The organism is Erythrobacter sp. JB1-4 (assembly GCF_057365025.1).
Genome location: NZ_CP200292.1, coordinates 3,263,983 through 3,289,964, shown reverse-complemented (window position 1 = coordinate 3,289,964; position 25,982 = coordinate 3,263,983). Strand labels below are relative to the sequence as shown.

Annotated in this window: 24 protein-coding genes, 1 tRNA gene and 1 pseudogene; 9 read left to right on the top strand and 17 right to left on the bottom strand. The window is 55.7% G+C overall.

Annotated features, from left to right (window positions below; all coding sequences use genetic code 11):
• Positions 1-9 precede the first annotated feature (9 nt).
• The 6 genes from AC0V61_RS15430 to hflX all read left to right on the top strand — a co-directional run bounded on the left by AC0V61_RS15430 (position 10) and on the right by hflX (position 8,460).
• A complete protein-coding gene (locus AC0V61_RS15430; protein ID WP_486158970.1) occupies positions 10-1,113 on the top strand; it encodes a two-component system sensor histidine kinase NtrB in 1,104 nt (367 codons plus the stop codon).
• A 36-nt stretch (positions 1,114-1,149) separates the two neighbouring features.
• Positions 1,150-2,583, top strand: a complete 1,434-nt coding sequence (locus AC0V61_RS15425) for a sigma-54-dependent transcriptional regulator (protein WP_486158968.1) — start codon at positions 1,150-1,152, stop codon at positions 2,581-2,583.
• A 184-nt stretch (positions 2,584-2,767) separates the two neighbouring features.
• On the top strand, positions 2,768-4,930 hold the full coding sequence (locus AC0V61_RS15420) for a sensor histidine kinase (RefSeq protein WP_486159600.1): 2,163 nt from the start codon (positions 2,768-2,770) through the stop codon (positions 4,928-4,930).
• Positions 4,931-4,999: 69 nt separating this feature from the next.
• Positions 5,000-6,385 (top strand): nitrogen assimilation response regulator NtrX, encoded by a 1,386-nt coding sequence (gene ntrX / locus AC0V61_RS15415; protein ID WP_486158966.1) that lies wholly within the window; start codon positions 5,000-5,002, stop codon positions 6,383-6,385.
• Between the two features lie 165 nt (positions 6,386-6,550).
• Complete coding sequence (gene hfq / locus AC0V61_RS15410) at positions 6,551-7,144, top strand: RNA chaperone Hfq (RefSeq protein ID WP_486158964.1); 594 nt, start codon at positions 6,551-6,553, stop codon at positions 7,142-7,144.
• 17 nt (positions 7,145-7,161) lie between these two features.
• Positions 7,162-8,460: a GTPase HflX gene (hflX, locus tag AC0V61_RS15405; protein WP_486158962.1), complete on the top strand. Its 1,299-nt coding sequence runs from the start codon at positions 7,162-7,164 to the stop codon at positions 8,458-8,460.
• Positions 8,461-8,472: 12 nt separating this feature from the next.
• On the opposite strand, the gene mazG is transcribed toward hflX, so the two are convergent.
• The 11 genes and pseudogenes from mazG to AC0V61_RS15350 all read right to left on the bottom strand — a co-directional run bounded on the left by mazG (position 8,473) and on the right by AC0V61_RS15350 (position 18,241).
• Positions 8,473-9,222: a nucleoside triphosphate pyrophosphohydrolase gene (gene mazG, locus AC0V61_RS15400; RefSeq protein WP_486159598.1), complete on the bottom strand. Its 750-nt coding sequence runs from the start codon at positions 9,220-9,222 to the stop codon at positions 8,473-8,475.
• A gap of 100 nt (positions 9,223-9,322) precedes the next feature.
• Positions 9,323-9,505 (bottom strand): hypothetical protein, encoded by a 183-nt coding sequence (locus tag AC0V61_RS15395; RefSeq protein ID WP_486158961.1) that lies wholly within the window; start codon positions 9,503-9,505, stop codon positions 9,323-9,325.
• A complete protein-coding gene (locus AC0V61_RS15390) occupies positions 9,502-10,284 on the bottom strand; it encodes an MBL fold metallo-hydrolase (RefSeq protein ID WP_486158959.1) in 783 nt (260 codons plus the stop codon). The genes AC0V61_RS15395 and AC0V61_RS15390 overlap by 4 nt, the downstream gene beginning before the upstream one ends.
• Positions 10,281-11,057 (bottom strand): TatD family hydrolase, encoded by a 777-nt coding sequence (locus tag AC0V61_RS15385; protein ID WP_486158957.1) that lies wholly within the window; start codon positions 11,055-11,057, stop codon positions 10,281-10,283. Before AC0V61_RS15385 ends, AC0V61_RS15390 begins: the two co-directional genes overlap by 4 nt.
• Positions 11,057-12,627, bottom strand: a pseudogene (gene metG, locus AC0V61_RS15380) (methionine--tRNA ligase). Before metG ends, AC0V61_RS15385 begins: the two are co-directional and overlap by 1 nt.
• On the bottom strand, positions 12,620-13,594 hold the full coding sequence (locus AC0V61_RS15375; protein WP_486158956.1) for a DNA polymerase III subunit delta': 975 nt from the start codon (positions 13,592-13,594) through the stop codon (positions 12,620-12,622). Before AC0V61_RS15375 ends, metG begins: the two are co-directional and overlap by 8 nt.
• Positions 13,591-14,247, bottom strand: coding sequence for a dTMP kinase (tmk, locus tag AC0V61_RS15370; RefSeq protein ID WP_486158955.1), 657 nt, complete (start codon positions 14,245-14,247; stop codon positions 13,591-13,593). Before tmk ends, AC0V61_RS15375 begins: the two co-directional genes overlap by 4 nt.
• Positions 14,244-15,434, bottom strand: a complete 1,191-nt coding sequence (locus AC0V61_RS15365; protein ID WP_486158954.1) for a D-alanyl-D-alanine carboxypeptidase family protein — start codon at positions 15,432-15,434, stop codon at positions 14,244-14,246. The genes tmk and AC0V61_RS15365 overlap by 4 nt, the downstream gene beginning before the upstream one ends.
• Positions 15,435-15,472: 38 nt before the next feature.
• Complete coding sequence (locus AC0V61_RS15360) at positions 15,473-16,531, bottom strand: lytic murein transglycosylase (protein WP_486159596.1); 1,059 nt, start codon at positions 16,529-16,531, stop codon at positions 15,473-15,475.
• 55 nt (positions 16,532-16,586) lie between these two features.
• Positions 16,587-17,330 carry a sulfotransferase-like domain-containing protein gene (locus tag AC0V61_RS15355; protein ID WP_486158952.1) on the bottom strand — a complete coding sequence of 248 codons (744 nt, stop codon included), beginning with the start codon at positions 17,328-17,330 and terminating at the stop codon, positions 16,587-16,589.
• The gene (locus AC0V61_RS15350; protein ID WP_486158950.1) at positions 17,327-18,241 is read right to left on the bottom strand and encodes an aminotransferase class IV; all 915 of its coding nucleotides are present in this window, start codon (positions 18,239-18,241) and stop codon (positions 17,327-17,329) included. Before AC0V61_RS15350 ends, AC0V61_RS15355 begins: the two co-directional genes overlap by 4 nt.
• Before the next feature lie 69 nt (positions 18,242-18,310).
• On the opposite strand from AC0V61_RS15350, the gene AC0V61_RS15345 reads away from it, so the two are divergent.
• Positions 18,311-18,400, top strand: a tRNA-Ser gene (locus AC0V61_RS15345).
• 12 nt (positions 18,401-18,412) lie between these two features.
• Here the strand turns inward: AC0V61_RS15345 and lpdA are convergent.
• The 4 genes from lpdA to AC0V61_RS15325 all read right to left on the bottom strand — a co-directional run bounded on the left by lpdA (position 18,413) and on the right by AC0V61_RS15325 (position 22,351).
• Positions 18,413-19,825, bottom strand: coding sequence for a dihydrolipoyl dehydrogenase (lpdA, locus tag AC0V61_RS15340; RefSeq protein WP_486158948.1), 1,413 nt, complete (start codon positions 19,823-19,825; stop codon positions 18,413-18,415).
• A 173-nt stretch (positions 19,826-19,998) separates the two neighbouring features.
• Entirely contained in the window at positions 19,999-20,418 is a 420-nt protein-coding gene (locus tag AC0V61_RS15335; protein ID WP_486158946.1) for a hypothetical protein, read from the bottom strand.
• Between the two features lie 3 nt (positions 20,419-20,421).
• On the bottom strand, positions 20,422-20,928 hold the full coding sequence (locus tag AC0V61_RS15330; protein ID WP_486158944.1) for a hypothetical protein: 507 nt from the start codon (positions 20,926-20,928) through the stop codon (positions 20,422-20,424).
• Positions 20,929-20,950: 22 nt separating this feature from the next.
• Positions 20,951-22,351 (bottom strand): 2-oxo acid dehydrogenase subunit E2, encoded by a 1,401-nt coding sequence (locus tag AC0V61_RS15325; RefSeq protein ID WP_486158943.1) that lies wholly within the window; start codon positions 22,349-22,351, stop codon positions 20,951-20,953.
• Here AC0V61_RS15325 and AC0V61_RS15320 point away from each other — a divergent pair.
• Together AC0V61_RS15320 and AC0V61_RS15315 are read left to right on the top strand one after the other, a co-directional pair.
• On the top strand, positions 22,335-22,496 hold the full coding sequence (locus AC0V61_RS15320) for a hypothetical protein (RefSeq protein ID WP_486158941.1): 162 nt from the start codon (positions 22,335-22,337) through the stop codon (positions 22,494-22,496). The genes AC0V61_RS15325 and AC0V61_RS15320 overlap by 17 nt on opposite strands.
• A gap of 51 nt (positions 22,497-22,547) precedes the next feature.
• Entirely contained in the window at positions 22,548-23,000 is a 453-nt protein-coding gene (locus AC0V61_RS15315; RefSeq protein WP_486158939.1) for a universal stress protein, read from the top strand.
• 10 nt (positions 23,001-23,010) lie between these two features.
• Here the strand turns inward: AC0V61_RS15315 and AC0V61_RS15310 are convergent, their stop codons facing one another.
• Entirely contained in the window at positions 23,011-25,332 is a 2,322-nt protein-coding gene (locus AC0V61_RS15310; RefSeq protein ID WP_486158937.1) for a ribonuclease R family protein, read from the bottom strand.
• 81 nt (positions 25,333-25,413) lie between these two features.
• Positions 25,414-25,956 carry a DUF805 domain-containing protein gene (locus AC0V61_RS15305; RefSeq protein WP_486158935.1) on the bottom strand — a complete coding sequence of 181 codons (543 nt, stop codon included), beginning with the start codon at positions 25,954-25,956 and terminating at the stop codon, positions 25,414-25,416.
• Positions 25,957-25,982 lie beyond the last annotated feature (26 nt).

Below are 25,982 nucleotides of genomic sequence, written 5' to 3'. Positions count from 1 at the left end.
AAACAACCCATGTCCGCTCCGTCTGACCGATCGAACCTTTTCTCGGGTCGGCCCGATGCTGGTGAGCAGATTGCAGGACTTCTTTTTGCGCTTGTCCTGATTGATCCTGACCTTCGGGTGGCTGAGCTTAACCAGGCGGCTGAAACCATGCTCGGGCGAAGCGCAAAGCGTTTGGCAGGCAAAAACTTGATCGAAGTTATTGGCCCGCTTGATCCGCGTGTTGAACACCGCCTCTCGTCAAGCGATGCTCCTTTGGTCGCGCGCGAGATTACTATCGTGACTGGCGAGGCGGAAAGACGAGTAAACCTCACGGCATCTCCTTTGATCAGCCATCCAGGCTGGCGCGTGGTGACCTTGTCAGAGATGGGGCATGAAGAGAGCGGCAGCGACGAGGAATTGGCCTCTTCTATGGGCGCGCCTTCAATCCTCGCGCATGAAATTAAAAACCCGCTTGCTGCCATCCGCGGCGCAGCTCAACTTGCCGCGCGCAAGCTTAAAGGCGGAGACACGAAGCTGGCGACCATGATCACCGATGAAGTCGACCGCATCGTCAGGCTCATCGACCGCATGCAAGCTTTGGGTGCACGCAGCACGGAAAGCGCTGAGGCATGCAATCCGCACGAGGCGGTGCGCTCGGCGATTGCAACAGTCAGGGCGGCCGGCAAAGGGAAAGTTGATATTCGGGAAGAGTTTGACCCGTCACTTCCTCCAGTTTGGGCCAATAGAGACGCGTTAGAACAGGTGCTTATCAACCTTATTTCCAACGCATGCGATGCAGTCAAATCAACGGGGCAAGGCGAAGTTGCTGTTCGCACGCGCTTTGTAAGCGGGCTCGCATTTAGTGCAATCCGCTTTGGCCGCGCCGTTCGCTTGCCGATTGAAATCACCGTGAGTGACAATGGCCCCGGCGTCGATATCGGAATGCGTGATCACATCTTTGAACCTTTCGTCTCCAGCAAACAGTCAGGACAAGGTCTTGGCCTTGCTCTCGTACGCAAGCTTGTGCGGGATATGAACGGTTCGATTAGCCACGAGCGCGACGCGAAACGAGGTCTAACCAAGTTTCGCGTTCATTTACCCATTGCCAAAGAAGACGCAAAAACCGGCGTTTAAACCGGCTCGTAAAGTAAGAAAGAGCGAGACCAACCAATGCCGCGATCCATCCTCCTTGTTGAAGACGACAGCGCGATAGCCATCGTGATTACGGCCGCTCTTGAGGATGAGGGCTTTGACATCACGCGCTGTTCGACGCTCGCAATGCGCGACCATTACCTGTCCGAAGGTGAATTTGACGTCATGCTCACCGATGTCATGCTTGAAGATGGGGACGGTCTTGTAAGCTTACCCGAAGTTCGCAGCGCAGCGCCTGATATGCCCATTATCGTCTTATCTGCGCAAAACACGCTCGATACAGCGGTCCGGGCAAGCGATAACGACGCCTTTGAATACTTCCCCAAACCCTTTGATCTTGATGAGCTGATCCGAGCGGTCAAGCAGGCTGCGCAAAGCAGGCAGGAAAGTGGCAATGCGCTGCCCATCGATACCGAGGGCGACGGCATGCCTTTGGTCGGGCGCAGCCAAGCGATGCAGAGCGTCTACAGGATGATCACGCGGGTTTTGCGCAATGATCTGACGGTTCTGGTCACAGGCGAGAGTGGGACCGGCAAAGAACTTGTAGCAGAGGCAATTCACCAGTTGGGTGACCGTCGGACGGGCCCTTTTGTAGCAGTAAACACTGCGGCCATTCCGCATGACCTGGTTGAAAGCGAGCTGTTTGGCCATGAAAAGGGCGCTTTTACGGGCGCTGTTGCGCAGGCCATCGGTAAATTCGAACAGGCAAATGGCGGGACTCTCTTCCTCGATGAGATAGGCGATATGCCGCCCGAGGCACAGACGCGGCTTCTGCGTGCATTGCAATCAGGCAGAGTGCGCCGCGTCGGAGGGCGCCAGGAAATTGCCGTTGATGTTCGTATCATCGCCGCCACCAATCGGGACCTTATGCCACTTATCGAGGCAGGCAGATTTCGTGAGGACCTTTTCTATCGTCTCAATGTCGTGCCAATCGAGCTTCCTCCTTTGCGCGAAAGACGCGAAGATATCGAAGTGCTAGCGCAACACTTCCTTGCACAGGCTGTTGAAGAAGGATTGCCACAGCGCCATCTCACAGCGGAAGCAGCAGAGGGTCTTGCACGCAGGCACTGGCGCGGGAACGTGCGCGAGCTTCGCAACGCAATATATCGTCTCGCGGTGATGAGCCGCAAGGATGAGATCGATGAAGAGGTCTTGACCGATACTCTGGGCACCGAGCGAGTGGTTTTTGCGGCCGACCATAATTCTGATCATCCTGATGCAGCGATTGGATCGGCGCTTGAACAATGGCTCATGCGGCAAGACCCGCCTCATGGCACGATGTACGGCAGCGCGCTTGCAGCCTTTGAAAAACCACTCATCGAATATGCGTTGAGACAAACAGGTGGCAACCAATTGCGCGCCGCAAAGCTTTTGGGCATCAATCGCAACACCCTTCGCAAAAGGGTAACCGAGCTTATGATTGAGCCCGACCGCTTCTCGAGACCGCTCTAGCGCAGAATTGCGGCAAAAATGTCACTTTTGACTTGCTTAAATGCAACAGCGGCGTTGTAAGAACGCCACTATGGACGGTGTAACAGCGACAGATACTGGCGGTAGCGAGAGATCGCTGGTGGATGGCGCGCCGGTTTATGGCTCGCGTGAAAAGCCCAATAAGTCACCGCGCTGGTGGCGCGAGATGGTTGTTACGTCCCGACGAACCAACTTGTTCCGTGTCCTTGAGTGGCTTTCTGTGGTCGCGCTTACAGTTGCGGTGATCGCAAATTACCTCGCCTACATGAACACGCCCGAAGATGCAGGCGCGCTTCCATCCCTTCAGGTGTCGCTTCTTTTGGTGGCAGTTCTGGTGCCTGCGATGGCTATCCTTGTCCTGATCGGCAGAAGGATGGCGCTAAGCCGGGCGGCAGGCTCAACTGCACGATTGCATGTGAGGCTGGTTTTCTTTTTCTCGATGGTTGCAGCTGTGCCGACATTGCTGGTCGCTGGTTTTGCCGCCTTCTTGTTTCAGACAGGCGTTGCCTTCTGGTTCTCTGATGAATCGCGCGGCCTGTTGGAAAATGCCAACGCATTGGCGCAGGATTACTACGATTCCAATCAGCGCAATCTTGAACAAAACACCGTCATTATGGCGGTGGACATGCGAGAGATCCTCCTCCGGGTCCCTATCACTGACACAGATTTCCCAGACCTTTATCTCTATCAAGCGCAGGCCCGCGAAATTTCTGAAAGTGCCATCCTTCAGCGGATTGAGGATGACACATTGCGCAGCGCAGTGATCATGAATTTAACAGAGGGCAATGACCCGATCCCGTTTAGTGAAAGCGCCCTTTCTCGCCTCGACGGGGGAGAACTTGTGGTTGTCGAAGGGAGCGCTGACCGCATTGCTGCCATCGCGCCTATCGACCGGCAAAGTGGGATTTACCTCTACAATGCGCGAACCACAGAAGAAACCATGTTCAATTCATGGGAGCGCGCACAAGCGATTGGTACGGCATATGAAACTCTGACCAGCGAAGCGCGGACGCTCCAATTGCGGTTCAATATCGCATTGGTGGCTATGAGCCTATTGCTCGTAGGCCTCGCTGTGTGGTTTGCACTTCGTTTTGCAGACCGGCAGGTCGAACCACTCACTGAACTGATTGGTGCCGCAAACAAGGTGGGGCAGGGCAATTTTGCTTTGCGGGTTGAAGGGCGAACAGGAGCAGACGAAATCGGCCTTTTGAACCGCGCATTCAATCGCATGACATCCCAGCTTGAAAAGCAAACAGATGCGCTTGTGAGTGCCAACCGACAAATTGATGATCGGCGCGCCTTTATGGAGGCCGTGCTTCAATCAGTGACGGCCGGTGTGATTTCGGTTGATGAGGATATGCGCGTCCTTCTTATGAACGGGACCGCGCATAACCTTTTTGCAGGCGACGCAGACGCCCAAATGGAAGGCCAACTCCTGAGCAATCTTTCCAACGAGATCGCTCAGATGATCAGCGAAGGCAAAGAACGCTCCATCATCAGCCATGATAATAAGGGTGAACTCTTCACCCTTGCTGTCACTGTGGCTCCGGGATCAAATGGCTTTGTAATCACCTTCGAAGACATCACTCGGCAATTGCTTGATCAACGCCAAGCCGCTTGGTCAGATGTCGCGCGGCGGATTGCCCACGAAATCAAGAACCCTTTGACCCCCATCCAATTGGCGACAGAGCGTTTGAAACGCCGATATCGCAAGCAAGTGAGCTCGGATGAAGGCGAGCTGTTCGACGAACTCACCAGCACAATCGTCCGCCAGGTCGGGGATCTGCGCAAAATGGTGGACGAGTTCTCATCCTTTGCGCGCCTCCCCAAGCCGGTCTTTCGTCCAGAGGATTCGCTCGATCTCATTCGGCAGGCCGTCTTCTTACAAGAAGTCGCGCACTCCCAAGTGTCATTTAATCTTGATGCATCAGGCTTGTCAGAGCGCGAGATACGCTGTGACCGGCACCAGCTTGGCCAAGCCATGACCAATGTGCTGAAGAATGCCGTCGAAGCGGTCGAGACAAAAGCCAGCGAGGCGGAGCCTGACTACCGCGCTTCTGTGACAGTGACGGTGGCCGACGAGGCCGACCGCATTGCCATCCAAGTGGAAGACAATGGGATCGGCCTGCCCACAGACCGCGATCGTATTGTGGAACCGTATGTAACAACGCGCGAGAAGGGCACAGGGCTGGGCCTGGCGATCGTAAATAAGATTGTTGACGAACATGGCGGCGACATGAGTTTCGCCAGCGCTGCTGATGGGGGCACCCGCGTCACCTTGCGGTTTGCACGTGCCCCAGGCTCGTCCAACGAAGAGGCTGGCGCATGATCCAATCTCGCCCCTTGAGCCAAATCATCATTATGCAATTCACAAACAATTTCTCTGACGGAGGCGCGTATGGCGCTTGATATTCTCATTGTTGATGACGAACGTGATATTCGCGAGCTTGTTGCCGGCGTCCTCGGAGACGAGGGCTACGAATGCCGTACGGCTGCCAACTCTACAGGCGCTCTTGCTGCTGTCGATGAACGCCGTCCCAGCCTCGTGTTGCTTGATGTGTGGCTTCACGGCAGCGAGATGGATGGCCTGGAAACGCTCGATGCCATCAAAGCGCGCGAACCTGATTTGCCAGTGATCATCTTCTCTGGGCATGGTAACATTGACACGGCAGTATCTGCGGTGGGGCGGGGCGCGATGGACTTCATTGAGAAGCCCTTCGAAGCTGAGCGTCTTTTGCTTTTGGTGGAGCGCGCAACCGAGACAGAGCGACTGCGACGTGAGAATACGCAACTGCGCGAATCCAATTGGGGCAATCCCGACTTCACCGGTAATTCGCCAGCGATAAACACTGTACGCGCGACGCTCAAACGTGTTGCCAACACAGGAAGCCGTGTGATGATCACGGGGCCTGCAGGCGCCGGCAAAGAGGTCGCCGCGCGCATGCTGCACGCTTGGAGCAACCGCGCCGATGCCGCCTTTGTTCTGGTGAATTCTGCGCGCATTACCCCTGAACGGTTTGAACAAGAGCTGTTTGGCGAGGAAGCCGATGGCCGCCAGATCAAGCCAGGGCTCTTGGAGCTGGCAGATGGTGGTACTTTGTATCTTGATGAAGTGGCTGACATGCCCCTTTCAACACAGGCGCGCATATTGCGGGTTCTGACCGAACAAAGCTTCGTAAGGGTAGGGGGCACGCGGCAAATCGGGGTCGATGTTAGAGTGGTTTCCTCCACTTCGCGCGATCTTGCCCTCGAAATGGAAGAAAGACGTTTCCGCGAGGACTTGTTTTACAGGCTCAATGTTGTGCCCGTGACCATACCATCACTCGCGGACCGCCGTGACGATATCCCGGTGCTCGCCGATCATTTCTTCACTCGCTATTCAAGCGATCAAGGGATTGCAGCTCCAGAAATCAGCGAAGAGGCGATGGCCGCACTTCAGGCGTATGATTGGCCCGGTAACGTCCGCCAACTGCGTAATGTGGTGGAGCGAACGATCATTATGACCCCGCGCGATCGCCTCACAACGGTTGAGACCGACATGTTGCCAGGCGAAATCACCGGCGGCCGGCTGATGAATTCAGGTGACGGACTGACCGCGATGATGGGCGTCCCTTTACGCGAAGCGCGCGAAAGCTTCGAGCGGGAATATCTCACCATTCAAATCCGGCGTTTCTCAGGAAATATCTCAAAAACTGCCACATTCATCGGGATGGAAAGGTCCGCGCTGCATAGAAAGCTAAAGCTTTTGGGGATGGCAGACCGGCGCGAAGTCGAACGCAAGTAATCTTGCATGATATCATCAAGTTGTAGCCTTAATCACCATTAATCAAATCAGCCATTGCAGCTTTGGCGTGCAAGCCCCATTATAAAGACGAGTTGCTCCTTTTCATCATGAGGGAGTGATGAGAATGCGGACCGTAAAGACGGCTGCCAAAAATAGGAGCAATCTATGTCCAGTGGGCGAACTCTCTCTCCACGCCCTCGTCCTGCAAGCACCGAAGGGGCACCTTCCCGCTCATCCGGGGGTGGTGGAAAACAGCAGGGCAATCTTCAAGATGCCTTTCTCAACCTACTTCGTAAGAACAAAACCCCGGTGACGATGTTTCTTGTGAAAGGGGTGAAGCTTCAGGGAATTGTCACTTGGTTCGACAATTTCTCGATCCTCTTGCGCCGTGATGGGCAATCACAACTTGTCTATAAACACGCCATCTCAACGATTATGCCAGGCGCTAGCGTCGATGTAGACCAGTTTGGCAGTCGCAATGGATCAGGCAAGCAACGCCTTTTGCAAGACGTTTTCCTCAGCCGTGTGAGCGAGGCGGGCGTGCAAGTGACGATGTTCTTGGTAAATGGCGTCATGCTTCAGGGCCGTATTGCTGCATTTGACCTATTCTGCATGTTGCTTGAGCGTGATGGCGCTGTGCAGCTTGCGTATAAGCACGCTGTGTCGACGATCCAGCCTGCGAGCCCTGTCGATCTGTCTGATGATCCTGACTATGATGGTGAGGATGAGGACGACGATGATTATGAGGGCGAGTACTGAGTTTCGATGACACCTTGATGGAAGAGGTAACGCGCGGTGCGCGCTGCCTTGTGCTGTGTCCGGATATCAAGACCTTCTCTTATGACCTTGATTCAAAAGAGAGGCTTGCAGAGGCGGAAGGCTTGGCGCTCGCCATTGGCGTGATCATCGCGCACACAGCCATCTTGCCCGTGCGCCAGATGCAACCAAACACGCTTTTTGGTTCAGGCCAAGTCACCAATATCAGCACGTGGTGCGAGCAGTATGAATGCGAGCTCGTCATTGTCGATGGCGCGCTGACACCCATTCAGCAACGTAATCTCGAAGACAAACTCGGGCGCAAAGTCATTGATCGCACGGGATTAATCCTGGAAATCTTCGGGGAGCGAGCGGCTACTGCTGAGGGACGTCTGCAGGTGGAACTGGCTCACCTCGATTATCAGCAAAGCCGTCTTGTCCGCTCATGGACCCACCTTGAGCGGCAACGAGGTGGATTTGGCTTCCTTGGTGGCCCGGGCGAAACTCAGATCGAGGCTGACCGCCGCATGATCCGTCAACGGATGGGTCGCTTACGGCGCGAGCTTGAGCAGGTTCGAAAAACGCGTCAATTGCACCGTGCGCGGCGGGGAAGGGCGCCCTGGCCGGTAATTGCCTTAGTGGGATACACCAATGCCGGAAAATCCACTCTCTTCAATCACCTAACGGGCGCACAGGTTATGGCCGAAGACCTACTGTTCGCAACGCTCGACCCAACCATGCGGGCCATCAGCCTGCCAGGTGTCGAAAAAGCGATCTTGTCTGACACCGTTGGCTTCATCTCGGATCTCCCGACCCAACTGGTGGCAGCGTTTCGTGCGACCCTTGAAGAGGTCACTGCGGCCGACATCATTTGCCATGTCCGCGACATGGCCAATCCCGCGCATGCTGCACAAAAGAAACAGGTGATGGAGGTGCTGGCAGACCTTGGCGTTGTGGACGCTGAAACGGGTCACAGCGACATTCCAATCCTTGAGGTTTGGAACAAGGCCGATCTTTTACCCAAAGAGCGGATTGCGGAACTTAGCGAAACGGCCGCGGGGCACGATGCGGTTCTTGTTTCTGCCGCACAGGGGCTGGGCCTTGATGCTTTCGAAGACCAGATTGCCGCTATGCTTACACAGGGCGCAAGCGAGGTGACAGTGACGCTTCCTGCCTCTGATGGCAAACGCATTGCGTGGCTGCATGCCCATGGCGAGGTGATAGCAAACGAGGAAGCTGGGGAAGGGGATGAGGGCCCCTTGCGACGTTTAACGGTTCGATTGAACCCGAAGGAATTGGGTCAATACTCAACGCTTTAACGCCGAAAATCGCTATTTTTCAGAGGCTTTCACGCGCTGCCAATATTCCTCCTGAGCTTCGAGGGAAAGCTCAGCGAACTCGTGTGCTTCGCTTTTTGCCAAAGCTTCCATTGCGTGAAACCGCTTCTCAAACTTTGCGTTCGATGCGCGAAGCGCTTCTTCGGGATCGACGCCGTAGCGTCGCACAATATTGACCGCGACAAACAAAACATCTCCGGCCTCCATCAGCCTTTCATCGTCGCTTGCCTCGTCCAGTTCTTGAAGTTCTTCGGCAAGTTTGGCCTTTGGGCCGTTGAGATCATCCCATTCAAAACCAACCCTTGCGGCGCGTTTTTGAAGTTTCTCTGACCTCATCAGCGCCGGCAATGATTTTGCCACGCCATCAAGCGCGCTGGTCTCACCAGATTTCTGGCGTTCCGCCGCCTTCATGTCTTCCCAACGTGCAGGCGTCATAGAGCCACCTTCGTCGCCAAAGATATGCGGGTGGCGGCTTTCCATCTTGTCACTGATCGAGCGCACGACATCCTCGAACGTGAAATGTCCTTCTTCATCCGCCATTTGAGAGTGAAACACGACTTGGAAGAGAAGGTCACCAAGCTCTGATCGCAGGTCTGCCATGTCGCCGCGATCAATTGCGTCGGCGACCTCATATGCTTCTTCGATGGTATATGGCGCGATTGTTTTGAAGGTTTGCGCGGTGTCCCATTCACAGCCATGCTCAGGGTCGCGCAAACGAGCCATGATTTTGAGTAAGCGCTCCATCTGAGAGGGGCTTTTAGAAGTTGCCACTTTGGTTGCCTTGCGCCAGTATCTTGAGAATGATAATATATATTATGTTAAATATAGGCCGATGCGAGGCCACTTATGTCGGCAGGCTCGCCCCCAACAAATCTGCGATTAGGAAAAGCCCGACAAAAATGGCCAACCAGATCAGCGCCAATTGCACCATCTTTCCCCAGCCAAGCTTAAAGCTCGCCATAGCGCTGCCCATCAAAATGAGCCAACCCACCATCGCAACGATCGAGATAATCGCGCCCTCGTTCATGCCACCATTTCCAATCCGTCGTAGCCAACCGTCACAAAATCCGGAACTTCATCGCATAATGTCCGATAATCCATGCTTTTGTCGAGATGGCTGAGAACCAATCTCTTGGCATTAGATCGTTCAGCAAGCTCGATTGCCATTGCCAAATGCGCATGCGTTGGATGAGGATCGCGCCGGAGGCAATCACTCACAAGAATATCGACGTCTTCACAAAGGTCGATCATCTCATCAGAAATTGCCGAAAAATCAGTTGTATATGCGATCGACTTGCCATCTGCTTCAAAGCGATACCCGGTTGTTTCACCGGGACCATGCTCCATCTGGCACCATTCTACCCCAAAACCGGCAACCATCCGCAGCCGGTCAAGCGTCTCTATGGTGCACATGGTTGGATAACCTTCTTGGCCTGCAAAGACATAACCAAACCGCTGTCTTAGGCGGCGAACCGTTTCGGTATGGGCATAACTTGGAATAGGTCCACCCCGCCCATATCGAAGAACGCGAAGGTCATCGATACCATGGCAGTGATCGGCGTGATCATGCGTCCAAAAGACGGCATCCAAATGATTGATCTTATTGGCTAAGAGCTGCGCTCTACAGTCAGAGCTTGTATCAATAAGAATGCGCGAGCCATCATCGCTTTCAATCGCAATCGAAACGCGCGAGCGCCGGTTGCGTGGCTCATTGGGGTCGCATGCGCCCCAGTCACCCGTCCCATCTGCTCCGCCCACGCGCGGCACACCGGTCGACGTGCCAGACCCGAGCATTATGACCTTCATAAGCCCGCCTTTGAGAACAGCTTTGTGAAATTGCGTGTGGTTTGTTCCGCTAAGGTCTGTGCATCCGTGCCGCGCAATTGCGCCACAAATCGTGCCGTATCGGCGACAAATGCCGGCTCGCATGATTTCCCGCGGTGCGGCACTGGCGCGAGAAACGGGCTGTCTGTTTCAACCAAGAGACGATCTTCAGGCACTTCCATAGCTACCGCTTGCAATGCTTTGGCATTCTTGAAAGTTACAATCCCTGAAAGAGAGATAGTGAGACCAAGATCAAGAACCTTTTGGCCAAAATCTGCCGAAGCTGTGAAGCAATGGATCAGCGCCGGAAACGCTCCCTTTTCCATCTCTTCTGCAAGGATTTCGAAAGTGTCATCCTCTGCATCGCGCGTATGAATAATCACCGGAAGCCCCGTCTCGCGCGCAACATCGATATGCATGCGAAAGAGCTTTGCCTGAACCTCGCGGTCAGAATATTCGTAGAAATAGTCGAGGCCGGTTTCGCCAATGCCGATTACCCGCGGGTTTTCGGTTGCTTCCCGCAATACTGCGCGTCCTAAATCTTCGTGTCCATCGGCCTCGTGCGGATGAATGCCTACGCTTGCAAAGACATCATTCTCGCGGTTGGCTGTGGCGACAACCTGTTTCCATTCAGATTGTTTGGTCGAAATGTTAAGAAACGCCCCCACCCCTGCCTCGCGCGCGCGGCTTAGAACACCCGCTTGATCCTCGACGAGGCCTTTGTACTCGAGGTGGCAGTGGCTATCGACCAGCATTATGCCCCCTCCCCATCCGGCAATTCGAGCCGCGGGAACAGCGGGGTGGGCTTCTCAATCTGAAAACCGCTTTCGCAAAGAGGTGAGTACCAGTGGGATCGGATGCCCTCATAGGTCCGCAGCTGCGCAGAAACACCAAGCATATCAAGCAGTTTTTCGGCACTTTCGGGTATAACAGGCTGGATCGCCACCGCCAATTGCCCAATACAAATGTAAAGCGTCGCGAGCACGGTTTCCATCCGCTCAGGATCGGTCTTGCGAAGGGCCCAAGGCGCCTCTGCATCGATATAGGCGTTGCATGCAAATACTGCCTGTAACCATTGTTCGACCGCTTGTTGAAGTGCCAAATCTTCAAAGGCTTGCGGGATATTCTTCGCAATCGCTTTATCCACAATCGCAAGCAGATCATTATCTGCATCTGCGTGGCCATGAATTGCAGGCAAGCGGCCGTCCAAGTTCTTGGCAATAAAGCCAAGCGTGCGCTGAGCCAGATTTCCAAAGGCATTACCGAGTTCGCCATTGGAACGCTCGACGATTGCCTCTGCCGAATACGAACCATCCTTTCCAAATGCGACTTCGCGCATGAGGAAATAGCGCAAGGTATCGACGCCGTATTGTTTGGCTAAATCTAACGGATCTGTGACATTGCCAAGAGACTTCGATTCCTTCTGACCTTTGTTAAGCAGGAACCCGTGCCCAAACACTTTTTTGGGCAGAGGCAGCTTTGCGCTCATCAGAAAAGCGGGCCAATAGACCGTGTGGAAACGGACAATGTCCTTCCCGATCAAATGCAAGTCTGCGGGCCAGAATTTCGCCATGTTCTTGGTCTCATCCGGAAAGCCTAATCCCGTGAGATAGTTGGTAAGCGCATCGACCCACACATACATGACGTGATTGTCGGATGCAGGAACCTTTACCCCCCAGTCGAAACTTGTGCGACTGACCGAGAGATCGCGTAGGCCGCCCTCAACAAACGCAATCATTTCGTTGCGTCGGCTTGCAGGTTCGAGAAAGCCCGGCGTTTTCAATAGCTCTAACAGCGGCTCTTGATATTTAGAGAGGCGGAAGAACCAGCTCTCCTCAACGGTCCATTCAACTGGAGTGTCTTGCGGGGATAGCTTTTCACCCCCTCGCCTTCTTTCAGCTCGCTTTCATCGTAATAGGCCTCGTCGCGTACCGAGTACCAACCTTCGTATCGGTCAAGGTAGAGGTCACCTGCTTCTTCCATACGCTGCCAAATGGCTTGGCTTGCGCGGTGATGATCGGGTTCAACGGTTCGGATAAATCGATCAAAACTGATGTTAAGTGCGGCATCCATCTCTTGGAAATAGCCCGCCATTTCATCAGCAAGCTCGCGCGGAGTGCGCCCTTGTTCTTCTGCTTTGCGTGCCATTTTAAGGCCATGCTCGTCAGTCCCCGTCTGGAACCGCACATCACGGCCCTGTAAACGATGAAATCGGGCAATGACATCGGCAGCGATCCCTTCATAAGCATGCCCGATGTGCGGGCGGCCGTTGGGATAGTTGATCGCGGTGGTGATATAGTAAGGAGTGGTGTTTGCTTCAGGCATGGCCGCGTTCGCTAGCGGCGTGAGCGCGGCAGAGCAAGGTGCCGATTTCAAGTGTGAGGAGCCCGTTGTCGAAATTGTAGCTCGGGGCTTGGCTTGCAAGAGTGACGAGTTCGCCATGGATATCGATAAGGGCAGCACGCTGATGTGAGTTATCGGATTGGCGCGCCTGCGAGCTGACAATGGACTGTGCCAGCTCGAACACGGCAATCAGACGCTCTCGATCAGCACGAGGGCCGATAAGGCGCGATAATTCTCCCCTTCCGGCCATATCGCGGTCCCCTTGGGTGAGCAGCCGCACAATGTGAGCAGCCACAGGCTCCAAATCCTGTTCAGCAAATTGAAGCGCTGCGCCAAAGGATCCATCTGCTGCTTGTATTGCCGCGTCCAGATTTCCCACCGCTCCACTAGCCGACAGCATCGTCTCTAGCTGGGTGTCATTAATCAGGGGAAAGCGCAGCACTCGGCAGCGCGAGCGGATTGTCGGCAGAAGCCGCGCGGGCCGATGAGTGACCAGAATAAAGAAAGTGCCTTGGGGCGGCTCTTCAAGACTTTTCAGAAGCGCATTGGATGAAGCGCGTTCCATGTCATCTGCAGGGTTGATGATCACCACTCGCCGGGACCCCAACGTTGGCCGGACGGTCAATCGGCGCTGCATTTCACGAATCTGCGCAATCCGGATACTTCGTGCAAGTTCAAAGGACTTTCCCGCTTCCTGCGCGGATTGCGCCTTCTTGTCCTTTGGGCCGTAGGTGACGGATAGAATATCGGGGTGATCACCCTTAGGTTGGGGCACCCCATCTTCTGCAACCAATTCGCGCGCCGCAGCAAGCGCAAAGTCATTTTTACCCAGCCCCTTTTTGCCTGCCAGAATCCAACCATGGTGCATGCGCGCGCTTTGCAATGCGCTGCGCCACTCATGCCAAGCCTCACTGTGATTGGGCCACGCGGGGAGCTCAGTCGCGTTCATGCCCGACTGCCTTTGATCATCGAAGCAAGAGCTTGCATGACACGGGCGTGCACTTCTTGGGCAGAGCCATTGCCATCAATCAGCACAAAGCCATTGGGATCGCGCTGTGCAAGCTGGCGAAAACTTGCGGCAACAGCATTGTGATACTCGGCGCTGCGGCCACCAATGGCATCGCTGCTATCGCCGTCGCGTTCTCGAAGGCGTTGGAGCCTTGTGGTCTCATCAACTTCCAGCAAAACGCTGCAATCAGGACGCATACCCAGGCTACCAAATCCATGCAGTGCACAGATAGCCTCATCGCCCAATCCCCCTGCTGCGCCCTGATAAGCCCGGCTAGAGTCCACAAAACGATCGCTTATGACCCATGACCCGCGCGCCAATTCCGGCTTGATCAAACGCGCGACGTGATCTGCTCTTGCTGCTGCAAACAGAAGAGCTTCAGCCTGCGCGCCCCAGCCCTCTCCTGGAGGGTCAAGTAGCAATTGGCGAATGGCTTCTGCGCCAGGCGTCCCTCCGGGTTCACGGGTCATGATGACGTTGAAATCATAGTCCTCGCGTAAAGCCGCGGCGAGCATCCGACCTTGAGTGGACTTTCCGGTCCCCTCCCCGCCTTCAAGCGCGATGAACATGCCATTGAGAGCTGCAGCACTCATGAAAACCACCCGGCGATGCCGTTCCAAATCCGAGTGAAAAACCCGGCCTTTTCGATACTGTCAGAAGCAATAAGTGGGATACGCGCAGGCTCTTCGCCAGGTATCTTGACCAGCAAGGTCGCCACCTCAGTTCCGGCGGTGATCGGTGCATGGAGCGGCCCTTGATAAGCAATCGAGGTCTGCACAGCCCCAACATGCTCATTTGGAACACTTATCAGGGCCGCTTTGGCCGTTGTCAGTGCAACTTTGCGTGCACTGCCATTCTGAACCCTTGCATATCCTACGCTTTGGCCGTTGGACGCCACCTGGACCTGTCTGAATGCGCCAAAGCCCCATTCGATGAGACCCTTTGCCGCCTCAGCGCGTGTGACAACCCGATTGGCCCCTGCGACCACAACAACTAACCGGCGCGCCCCTCTTTTTGCAGAGCCCAGATATCCAAGACCTGCCTCATTGGTATAGCCTGTCTTTAATCCATCCGCCCCCTCAACCCGGCCGATCATCGGGTCACGGTTATCCTGAGCTATGTTGTTATAGCGAAAGCCTGGTTGTCCAACATAACGCCTGTATAGCTCTGGATGCTCGCTTGTAAGCGCGCTTGCGAGCTTTACGAGGTCATAGGCATTGGTAAATGTGCGACCTTCATCAGGCCAGCCATTGGGCGTGCCAAAATGGCTATCGGTCATGCCCAGAGCACGTGCACGGGCATTCATGCCTGTCAGCCATGCTTCAAGCGAGCCCGCTTGCCCTTCAGCAAGAGCAATCGAACCATCATTGGCCGAGACATTGGCAATGCCCATCAAGAGGTCATCCACCAGCACATTGTCTTCGGCCTCAATGAACATGGTTGAGCCCCGACGATACCACTCTTCCCAAGTTTCAGGAGCCATCTGGAAACGTTGTGCGGGATCCAACTGTCCTTCATCAATCAACTCAAAAGCGTGATAAAGCGTCATAACTTTCGTTATTGAAGCAGGCACGAACCGACGTTTCGCATCGCGCGCAAACAGCACTTGGTCATTGGAGGTATCAACCAACAAAGCAATGGGCACTTCGCTTGCATCAGGGATCGGCGGTGCTGCTTGGGCAGAGCCCACGCTTGGTGTCACGAGATGTGCCGTGGTCGCTGCAAGGCTCAAAAGCCGCGCCAAGTTCAAAGGTCCAATGCCAAACACATGCGAAGCCATATCGCCTCAGCGGCGATGAAGCGAGACCTAGGCGTTGCTTAGTTCACGATTTCATCAGCCAAAAGCCCAACACTCATCGCGTAGTAGTTTGAGCAATTATACTCGAGGATCACGCGGTAATTGCCGGTAAGGAGCCAAGCGGGTTTACCAGGACCATCGGGCTGAAAAAGCGATGTCAGCGTATCGTCCGGCAGTGATCGCTGAGGTTGAATCCCAAGCGCACGCCATTCTGCAACGGTTTTCCATTGGCTGTGTCGTTCATGAACCCGCGAACAGACCGGTGAGACAAGTTTGGTTTTGTAGGCGTCCACATTAAAGCCAGAAGGCACGTACGCGCGAACGCCCCAAGGTTGGCCCGTGCGCCAGCCTGCGTCTCGAAAGTAGTTTGCAATCGAGGCAAATGTATCGGCGCGATTAGTGAAAATATTGGCGCGGCCATCGCCGTCTCCGTCTGTCGCAAGCCGAAGGTATACAGAAGGCAGAAACTGCGGATTGCCAAAAGCGCCTGCGTAACTGCCAACAAGCTCAGAGCGAGCAAAGCCACGGTCAGCGACTTTCATAAGAGCAATCCATTCCCCCTCAAAAAGCTCCCGCCTGCGCCCTTCCCACGCAAGCGTTGCAAGGCTGCGAGAGAGATCAAAATTGCCACGGATACGCCCATAGCTCGTCTCATGTCCAAAGATCGCAACGATGATTTCTGCAGGGACCCCATAGTCGCGCTCGACCGCTCTAAGGATGCCGGTGTTGTTGCGATACACATTGCGCCCGCCATTGATGCGAGTGGGGTTCACATGTTTGGAGATGTACGGCGCTAAATCAGGATAGCCGCGCCGAGTTGGTCTTCCTGGTTGCCCTTGGTCGAGACGGATAACACGAGCGTTAGGCGTCAGGCCTGAGGTCATCCGCTGAATAGTGCGTTCAGAAACGCCCTCTGCTCTCGCCTTGGCTTTGATACGCTCAATATAGGCATCAAAAGCGATCCCATCTCGCGCGGCCACTTGCGCATTTGCAGGGCTTGCAGGAACAATTTGTGTGAACGCTCCCACACTGAGAGTAGCAGCGGCTACAAAGGCGAATGAAGCAACTTTTCGAAACATCATAGCAATACCATGTTGGGGCGGGGTTTAATGGTTCATGACCAAGGGCCATGCGTTACAGCATAATGGCATGGTTTAGCATAAACTCATAGTCATCGCGGCACGCATCCGCAGTTTTTAAGTAGTCTCCGACAAGCGTGGGCAATGGGCCCGGCACTGAGCCAAAGCCGGTCGAGGCATTGACCTTGTCATACCAGTGAGCCCCCCAAATACCGTCGTCGGAATGCGGCCCTTTCGCCCAAGACAACATGGCGGTGTCCCATGGAATTGCCAAGCGATCACATAGTGCCTCAAGCGCGTTTGCAGGATTGGACAGTATCATATCGGAATCGATGACCGCCGGGGCTTTTCCCGAGCGCTCAGCCTCAATCTCAAAATACTGTCGCAGCTGAGCAAAACCTAGCATTTCGGCAGAACGCAACTCGTTCTTCGCACGGTAGCTGGCGACCACACGTTCCGGCGCGCGGATCAGGAAAGCGTGGGTGTGCTTTGGCATATCGGCAATAGAAACCGGCCCCACCATATGGTGGGGCATGTGTTTTTGATACCAGATGGGCCGATCTGCTGGGACTGCGCCAGACTGGGTATCCAACACGCTGGCCCAATCACAATCCATATCGGCGATGGTCTCCGACGCCAGCGGATGCGGCTCGCCCGTCTCTTTGAGAAACGCCCCATAGAAGGGCTCATCACTCACCGCACAATCGGGCCGTGCACCAAAGCTGCGCATCATTGCGGTCGAGATGTTGCGGGGGCCGGACCACATGGCGATCCTGATTGCGGTCGGCGTATCGCTCATCCGACGTCCCGCTCCATCAGCTCACGGTAAAGGCCTTGGAGGCGTTCAACCATGGGGCCGCGAGCAGAGGTCATTGCACGTCCGTCAATATTGGTCACCGGGACAACGCCGGCGAAGGTTCCCGTCACAAACGCCTCTTCCGCGCCGTAGACATCGGTAAGAGAGAAGTTCTTCTCGAACACCGGAATTGCGGCCTCGCGGCACACTTGGATGACATTGCTGCGGGTGATCCCGCCAAGGCAGTAGTCCCCGCTGGACGTCCAAACCTCGCCCTTGCGCACGATAAAGAAGTGAGTGGAGTTGCACGTCGCGACAAAGCCATGGGGGTCAAGCATCAAGGCCTCATCCGCGCCAGCCTCGCTCGCCTGGATGCAAGCAGTAATGCAATTGAGTTTAGAGTGCGAATTGAGCTTTTGATCCTGCACCGCAGGGTCCCCACGCCGCACGTGGACTGTGAAGAGACGAATGCCTGTTTCAATCGTCGAGGGTAGAGGTGTTTTATACTCCGGGATGATCACGATGGTCGCAGGCGAGATGACCACGCGCGGGTCCTGATAAGGCGTTGAGCGGATTCCTCGCGTGACCATGAGGCGGATGTGCACGCCCTCCTCTGCCCGCATCGTGTTGCCATCAATCGTCGCATCAATCCGCGCTGCTAGCTCTTCGCGAGTAAGGCCGATGTCCATCGCAATGGCTTTGGCTCCCTCATAAAGGCGGTCCATATGCGCATCGAGGAAGGCGACCCTGCCGCGATGAAGACGAAGGCCCTCCCACACACCGTCACCCAGCATAAATCCGCTATCAAAGACCGACACGCTCGCCTCAGCGCGAGGTACCAGAGTGCCATTTACATTGATCAGGATGGTTTCATTTCGCGGGTCGGGGGCGAAATCATGTGTGCCTTTTGCCATTTTTTCACTCTATCGCACTATACAGTAGTGACAAGCCGCTCGCACATCGCTAGCGAGCTTCCCGACCGCGGACAGTTGGCAGAGTGGTTGAATGCACTGGTCTTGAAAACCAGCAAGGGTGCAAGCCCTTCCAGGGTTCGAATCCCTGACTGTCCGCCACTTACCTCCCTTCTAAATATGAAGCGCCTTGCCATAGGCATCGAGAACGCTCTCATGCATCATCTCTGAAAGCGTAGGGTGTGCAAACACGGTTTGCATCAGTTCGGCCTCGGTCGTCTCGAGTGTCTTACCCACGGTGTAGCCTTGGATGAGCTCAGTGACTTCAGCCCCCACCATATGCGCGCCCAATAGCTCCCCGGTTTTCGCATCGAAGACGGTTTTGATGAAGCCTTCTGCCTCGCCCAGAGCAATCGCCTTGCCATTGCCGATGAAGGGGAAATTGCCGACTTTGAGCTCGTAACCAGCATCCTTTGCCGCCGCCTCGGTCATGCCGACGCTGGCGACTTGTGGATGGCAATAGGTGCAGCCCGGTATGCTTGATCGGTCGAGCGCGTGCGGATGCACCTCGGTATTGCCAAGCTCCTGTGCGATAGCTTCAGCCGCGGTGACGCCCTCGTGGCTTGCTTTGTGGGCCAGCCATGGGCCCGGTGTGCAATCGCCAATCGCCCACAGTCCCGCCGATTTCGTGCGACCATAGGGGTCGATCTGGATGAACCCACGGTCCATGTCCGCCAATGCGTCGACACCGATGTCTTCTGTATTGGGTACGATACCGATAGCCGTGATGACGTGACTGAACTCAGTGGTTTCGGCTATGCCAGCTTTGTCTTTGATCGTAGCCGTTACGCCTTTGTCGCCCACCTTCAGGTCTTCGACCCCTGCCCCGGTCATGATTGTGATGCCTTGTTTTGACAGGCTCTTTTCAAGGAAGGTCGAGACATCCGCGTCTTCCACCGGCACAATCCGGTCGAGCATCTCAACGACCGTCACATCAACGCCGATGTCATTGTAAAAGCTTGCAAACTCGATCCCAATTGCGCCTGAGCCAATCACGAGCAGCTTGGTTGGCTTTTCAGGCGGCGTCATCGCATGGCGGTAGGTCCAAACGCGCTTTCCATCTGCTGGCGCAAAGGGAAGGTCACGGGCCCGCGCACCGGTGGCAACGATGATGTGTTTGGCGCTCAGCTCTTCTGAGCCCTTATCGCTTGTCACCGTCAAAGTGGTCGGGCCGGTCAGTGAGCCCTCCCCCATGTGAACGGTGATCTTGTTCTTCTTCATCAGATGCGTGACGCCCTGATTGAGCTGTTTTGCAACGCCGCGTGACCGCTTCACAATCGCCGCCAAGTCAGCTTCAATCTCGCCTGCGACCGTCAGTCCGTAATCGCTAGCATGCTGCATCTGGTGGAAGACTTCGGCTGAACGCAGCATCGCTTTGGTGGGGATACAGCCCCAGTTGAGACAGATCCCGCCAAGCAGCTCACGCTCCACGATGGCAGTTTTAAGGCCAAGCTGTGCGCACCGGATCGCAGCCACATAGCCACCAGGTCCTGAACCCAACACGATTACGTCATAACTTGCTGACATTGCTTAGATAACCTTCTTGTTTGTCTCGTAGTTTGGCACACTTGGCACACTGTCCTGGGGCAGAAAATCTGCGCTCCCATCAGCTTGCCATTTTGCGTGTGATTTCGAAAAAAGAAGGCACGATGTCATCGCCCCCTCAAAGCATTTTTTGGCATGCGTAGGAAAGGGCCCGGTCATGCTCGATCACCTTTCCCCTGCATAGGCTTCAAAATCCAAAACCAGCCAAGCACGCCATAAGTGATCGCGGCCAGAAATGCAGGGATACCCCATCCGATGGCTGCGTCCCTGGCCCCAATCGCGTAGCTCGCGAGGGTCATCATGACACCTGACAAGACCACAATCAGACAAAGCGTGGTGGGCGATTGGACTAGGTGGTCCTTGGATAGCCACAAGGTCAAAAGTGCCACCGGCAATCCTATTGTGAAACTGCCAATCAAACATGCTGAAAGCGCGGTGATCGGAAAAGTGTGTCCACTCCAACCGTCGAAAAGCACAATCGCATAGGTCAGAGCATAGCCCCAAGCCACTAGCCCTGCACAAACGGCAACAACGACCGATTTCAGCACAATGCCGGGCCAATTGACCGCTTGCACCCCCTACCCCGCGATCAGTTCAACGAAGCGTTCGCTGACCCAACCAGAGCGACACGGCCCGGCGTAGTCGGCCACTGTGGGTGCAGGGGAGCCCGTTTCGCAATCAGGGTCATCGATCCCTTGCGCCTGATAGACGATACCAACCCAGCCATCAGCGTAGTCGCACATTGAGACACCCGCCCCCTGTGGTAAGCGATCCAACACTTCGGCCTCGACATTGGGAGCGCTGCGCACAGAGAGGAAGTTATCCCCTTGCGGGTTCAAACCAGTGACCTGCCCATAGCCGCCACAAGCGTCCAAATCAGGCCCATCCAACCCAATGCGCACCGGCACCGGTTTGATTTGAGGCGATTTCTCATCCGAGGGCCTTGCAGATTCAGTCTGGGACTCAGGCTCAGCCGCGCTCTGTTGCACTTCTGTACTGAGTGCCTCAGGCTCTTGGGTATCGGGCGCCTCTGAACACGCCGCCACGGTGACCAAAATAGCCGCGATTAAGCCGAATAGCTTCACATGAGCCCCCTACAGTCCAACCTCAAACAACCAACCCCATCGGGTTTTCGATCAGGCTCTTGAGCGCTTCCATCAGCTGAGCCCCTTCGGCCCCGTCAATCGCCCTATGGTCAAAGCTGCCGCTGGCGTGGAGGACGGTCGCAGGCTTGATCTCGCCGTCGATTACATAAGGCACTTTCTGCCCTGCCCCGACTGCCAGGATCATGCCTTGGGGCGGGTTGATGACAGCGTCGAACTGCTTGATCCCGAACATGCCAAGGTTTGACAGGCTGGCCGTACCCCCCTGATATTCATGCGGCTGCAGCTTTCCATCACGCGCTTTGCCTGCAAGCGTTTTCATCTCAGCTGAAATCTGCGCGAGTGGCTTGGTGTCCGCCTCGGTGATGACCGGAGTAATCAAGCCCGAGGGTGCCGCAACCGCCACCGAGATATCGGCGCGTGTGTATTTGCGCATGGTGTCGCCGTGATAGCTGACGTTGCAATGCGGCGTGCGGATGAGCGCCTTGGCGAGCGCTTTGATGAGGAGGTCGTTGACCGAAAGCTTCACACCGTCTGCCTCTAGCGCTGTGTTGAGCTCACTGCGCAGTTTGAGGAGCGGATCGAGCACGATATCCATGGTGAGATAGTAGTGCGGAACGGTCTGCTTGCTCTCGGTAAGGCGGCGCGCGATGACTTTGCGCACGTTGGAGAGCTTCTCTTCCTCGAAAGGCGCGCCGAATTCAGGCACCTGAGTGGCGGTCTTGGGAGCTTCGCTTGGCGCAGGTGATGGTGCAGCGGCGGGTACATAATTATCAACATCGCTCTTGATGATACGGCCGCCGGGGCCGGTACCTGACACGTCGGCGAGCTCGATGCCTTTGTCGCCTGCAAGCTTTTTCGCGAGCGGTGATGCAATAACGCGGTCGCCTGAACGAACCGGCACACTTGCATTGCCTCCGCTTGCTGCTTCCACATCGGCTTTGACGATGCGACCCTTAGGACCCGAACCTTCGACGCCTGAAAGGTCTACACCTTCATTGGCCGCAATCCGGCGCGCAAGAGGGCTCGCTTTCGGGGAGTCCGCAGTACTGGCAGTAGGGGCAGGATCGGCACCGGGTGCTTTGGCAGGTTCAGGTGCCGGCGATGACTCAGGTGCTGGTGAAGATGCCGCAGACGGCGCGCTCACATCGCCCACATCCTCACCTTCCTCGGCAAGCATCGCAATGACCGTGCCGACCGACACATTCTCTGTACCCTCTTCGATCAGGATCGCAGCCAGAGTGCCTTCATCAACCGCTTCGAATTCCATCGTGGCTTTATCGGTTTCGATCTCGGCCATAATGTCACCGGAAGTGATTTCATCGCCCACTTTGACAAGCCAGCGCGCAAGGATCCCCTCCTCCATGGTCGGAGAAAGGGCAGGCATTTTGAGTTCAATCGCCATCGGCTTTGATGATCCCCATCGGTTTTGTGCAAACGTCCTGCTTTCCGGTACGGCTTGGCTGGGCCTTGGGCAAGTGCCTGATGCCACTTTGCATACGTGTGCAGGGTGTGAGGCTGCGCGAAAAGTGCTCGACCTTGCAAATTGACGCGTTTGGCGGAATACCAAGCACCAATGAGAGGCGGGCGAAGGGTCGTTCATGCGCACATTTCTGGTCATTATCGATGAAAGCGACGAGGCGCGGGCCGCTTTGCGCTATGCCGCACGGCGAGCGGTCGCTGTGGGAGGGGCGGTGCATTTGCTCGCATTGGTCGCTCAACAAAGCGTAAGCGCTTTTGGCGGGGTCCAGGCAACGATCGAACAAGAGGCGCGTGATCGGGCAGAAATGCTGGCTCATGGCGTGGCGGGGAATTTGCTTGCCGAAAGCGGCGTACTCCCCACGATCTCAGTCAAGATTGGCAACGGTCCAAAGCTGGTGACCGAATTTCTAGCGGGTCACAAAGAGGTCGCCGCGCTCGTCTTGGGAGCTGGCAAAGGAAGCTCCCCCGGGCCATTGGTCACCCACTTCGCAGAGAAAGCCGCGTCGCTTGACTGCCCGCTTTATGTGATCCCGCCCGACTACGATGAGAAGAACAGCGACCACGAGGTCTAGCGCAAATGGCTTATTTCTTACGCCTGCCTTGATGGCGGATATTGCCGGGACGACCGCGTTTGCCAGTTTGAAACTTGCCTTTTTTGCCGCCACCGGGCCGTTTGTATCGCGGCGGCGGCCTGTTACCGCGCGGTTCAATGACATTGCCATCGGAATCGAGCGGGGCAAATTTGAGGGCACCTGTTAAAGCGTTGGCTTCGGCGAGTTGAAGCTTCAGATGATCACCGGCTTTATAAGTCGTGCCAGTATCCTCGCCCACGAGAGCCTGCGCGGCTTCCTCATATCGGAAGTGCTCAGCGCCAAGGATGGAAACAGGCACAAGGCCATCACCGCCAAGACCAAGGATCGTTGCGAAGAAGCCAAAACCCTGAACCCCGGTGATGCGGGTTTCGAATTGCTGCCCGACTTTGCCTGAAAGCCATGCAGCAACATAGCGGTCAATGGTGTCGCGTTCTGCCTCCATCGCGCGGCGTTCGGTCTGGCTGATCGCGTCGCACACTTCTTTGATATTGGCGCGGTCCTTGTCGGAGAGGCCACTGGTGTCAGGGAGTGATCCGGGCGGTTTGGGCTGTTCAAGCCTATACCCATCGACAAGAGCCCGGTGCACAAGCAAGTCGGAATAGCGCCGAATAGGCGAGGTGAAATGCGCATAAGAGCCAAGCGCCAAGCCAAAGTGCCCGGTGTTTGCAGGCCCATAATAAGCCTGCGTTTGAGTGCGCAGCACTTGCTCCATGAGCTGCGCTTTTTCGGCCTCATCCTCAACACCTTTGAGAAGGCGGTTGAAAAGACCAGGCGTAACAACCTGACCAAGCGCGAGTTTCTTGCCCAGCGTTGCCATATAATCGCGAAGAGCAATCATCTTCTCGCGCGCCGGAACCTCGTGATTGCGATAGACAACTGGCGCGTTCTTCGCCTCTAGCGCTTTGGCCGCAGCAACATTGGCCGCGATCATAAAGTCCTCAACCACGCGGTGCGCATCAAGGCGTTCGCGAACAGCGATTTCGGCAATCTGACCCTCATCGTTGAGCACAACGCGCCGCTCGGGCAATTCAAGCTCTAACGGGTCGCGTTTCTCACGCGCCGCTGCGAGCAGCTTCCATGCGCCCCACAGGTTTTGAAGATACTCGGGCGGCTTGCCGCTATCCACTGCCGCTTGCGCATCCTCATAGGCGATATTGTGGTGAATGCGCACAATCGCGCGGGTGAAGGCTTTCGTTTTGACCGATCCATTAGCGTCAATATGCACATGACAGACCATGGCCGCGCGGTCTTCGTTCTCGCGCAATGAGCACACATCGGCTGAAAGAACTTCGGGCAACATAGGAACAACACGGTCCGGGAAATACACCGAATTGCCGCGTTTCCTCGCCTCTTTGTCAAGCGCTGAACCGGGCCGCACATAAAAGCTCACATCCGCAATGGCGATAAGCGCGTTGTAGCCGCCCTCCCCATCAGGTTCAGCCCAGATCGCATCGTCATGATCGCGTGCATCAGCAGGGTCTATAGCGACGATTGGCACACGGCGCAGGTCTTCGCGGTTTTCTTCGGAAAGGCGCAAGTCCGCCGCGCGAACAGCTTCTTCGTGGACGCCCTCTGGAAAGACATGGGGGATGCCGTGTTTGGCAATTGCGATAAGGCTAAAGCTCTTGGGCGCAAGCGGGTCTCCGACCACTTCAACCACTTTGACGCCTGCCCGCTCAGAGCGCCCTGCGCGTTCAGCGATAACAAGTTGGCCTTCCTCTGCCTCGCCCAAGTCTACGATCTTAGCCGAATTGCGAACGCGTTTGTCGACCGGCGCAAGCCACGGCTTGCCAGTGCCGTCCATCTCGACGACGCCCATAAGCCCCTCGGTGCGAGGGGGCAGTTTCTTCATTGGGTAAGCCACCCAACCAGCATCCGTCTCTTCCGTGCGAGAAAGGACCCGATCGCCGCGTTTCAAGGCGGGTGGGCGCTTTCCACCCCGCCCCTTCATCTCACGCATCGTAAGGCGCGGAGGCTTATCAGGCGCTTCGGGCGACCAATTGTCAGGGATGGCAATCGGCTCGCCATCCTCAATTTCAACGATCCTAAGCACCGTTACTTTGGGCACACCGCCCATACGGTGGTAGGCGGTTTTCTTACCATCGATCAGCCCCTCTTCAGCCATATCCTTGAGGATACGCTTGAGAGTGATCTTCTCCTGCCCCTTCAGCCCAAAAGCGCGCGCAATCTCGCGCTTGCCGGCGGGGGTATCGCTGGTCTGCACGAATTCAAGGATCTGCTCCTTTGAAGGCATGCCTTGATTGGGCTTTGACGATGAATTGGATGCGCTCTTGCGGGATCTATTTGCCATTGAGTGCGCCCATAGCGCCTCACGGCTCCCGTGTCGAAGCAAAGCGGACAATTTGGGTCACGACCCTAGTGCCCCTCGTGATTATCCCTGCCGGGTTGGGATAAGGCCGCCAACCAGAATAACCAAATACCCAACATACGTCACGAGGCCCGCGCTTGCTGATGAAAGGGTGAGCTCTTCTATCGCTTGCACATTACCGGTGGCCATCAGCTCACCCATTTCAGTGGAGAGATTGATACTGACATATGCTCCCCATACAGTTGTGAGCACCGGAATAATCACAAGCAAAACCGGCAAACGCGCATCACGCAGCCTGCGCGCAAAGGCGGCCAGGATAAGGCCAAGCCCAAGGATAGACAGACCAGCGCCGATCCAAGCCTGTGTGGTCATCCCGCTTGCCATACCTTGCAGCATTTCCGCCTCAACCTGCGTCTCATTGGCGCCGTCAACAGCCGACATGATGGCACCGCCCATCGATGAGAAGGCAAAAACCATAGAGGACATAAAACTGATGCCGAAGGTCACGAGGAAGACGAATAGCACCCACCACCAAAAGGTTGGTCGGTTATCGTGCCCATCAAAATTGGTCAGATTTGCAAAGCAGTGCTTGATTGCGTCGCCCATGAGTATCCCCTCTCGTTAATATGTCT

Bases quoted from the DNA above. Each gene is read 5' to 3' on its own strand.
- AC0V61_RS15395 (WP_486158961.1), bottom strand. From the start codon at position 9,505: ATGAACGAGGGCGCGATTATCTCGATCGTTGCGATGGTGGGTTGGCTC.
- mazG (WP_486159598.1), bottom strand. From the start codon at position 9,222: ATGGAGCGCTTACTCAAAATCATGGCTCGTTTGCGCGACCCTGAGCAT.
- AC0V61_RS15360 (WP_486159596.1), bottom strand. From the start codon at position 16,531: ATGTTTCGAAAAGTTGCTTCATTCGCCTTTGTAGCCGCTGCTACTCTC.
- AC0V61_RS15375 (WP_486158956.1), bottom strand. From the start codon at position 13,594: ATGAACGCGACTGAGCTCCCCGCGTGGCCCAATCACAGTGAGGCTTGG.
- lpdA (WP_486158948.1), bottom strand. From the start codon at position 19,825: ATGTCAGCAAGTTATGACGTAATCGTGTTGGGTTCAGGACCTGGTGGC.
- AC0V61_RS15430 (WP_486158970.1), top strand. From the start codon at position 10: ATGTCCGCTCCGTCTGACCGATCGAACCTTTTCTCGGGTCGGCCCGAT.
- hflX (WP_486158962.1), top strand. From the start codon at position 7,162: ATGGAAGAGGTAACGCGCGGTGCGCGCTGCCTTGTGCTGTGTCCGGAT.
- AC0V61_RS15420 (WP_486159600.1), top strand. From the start codon at position 2,768: ATGGTTGTTACGTCCCGACGAACCAACTTGTTCCGTGTCCTTGAGTGG.
- AC0V61_RS15385 (WP_486158957.1), bottom strand. From the start codon at position 11,057: ATGCTGGTCGATAGCCACTGCCACCTCGAGTACAAAGGCCTCGTCGAG.
- hfq (WP_486158964.1), top strand. From the start codon at position 6,551: ATGTCCAGTGGGCGAACTCTCTCTCCACGCCCTCGTCCTGCAAGCACC.
- tmk (WP_486158955.1), bottom strand. From the start codon at position 14,247: ATGAGTGCTGCAGCTCTCAATGGCATGTTCATCGCGCTTGAAGGCGGG.
- AC0V61_RS15310 (WP_486158937.1), bottom strand. From the start codon at position 25,332: ATGGCAAATAGATCCCGCAAGAGCGCATCCAATTCATCGTCAAAGCCC.
- AC0V61_RS15355 (WP_486158952.1), bottom strand. From the start codon at position 17,330: ATGAGCGATACGCCGACCGCAATCAGGATCGCCATGTGGTCCGGCCCC.
- AC0V61_RS15315 (WP_486158939.1), top strand. From the start codon at position 22,548: ATGCGCACATTTCTGGTCATTATCGATGAAAGCGACGAGGCGCGGGCC.
- AC0V61_RS15350 (WP_486158950.1), bottom strand. From the start codon at position 18,241: ATGGCAAAAGGCACACATGATTTCGCCCCCGACCCGCGAAATGAAACC.
- AC0V61_RS15390 (WP_486158959.1), bottom strand. From the start codon at position 10,284: ATGAAGGTCATAATGCTCGGGTCTGGCACGTCGACCGGTGTGCCGCGC.
- AC0V61_RS15365 (WP_486158954.1), bottom strand. From the start codon at position 15,434: ATGGCTTCGCATGTGTTTGGCATTGGACCTTTGAACTTGGCGCGGCTT.
- AC0V61_RS15325 (WP_486158943.1), bottom strand. From the start codon at position 22,351: ATGGCGATTGAACTCAAAATGCCTGCCCTTTCTCCGACCATGGAGGAG.
- AC0V61_RS15425 (WP_486158968.1), top strand. From the start codon at position 1,150: ATGCCGCGATCCATCCTCCTTGTTGAAGACGACAGCGCGATAGCCATC.
- AC0V61_RS15305 (WP_486158935.1), bottom strand. From the start codon at position 25,956: ATGGGCGACGCAATCAAGCACTGCTTTGCAAATCTGACCAATTTTGAT.
- ntrX (WP_486158966.1), top strand. From the start codon at position 5,000: ATGGCGCTTGATATTCTCATTGTTGATGACGAACGTGATATTCGCGAG.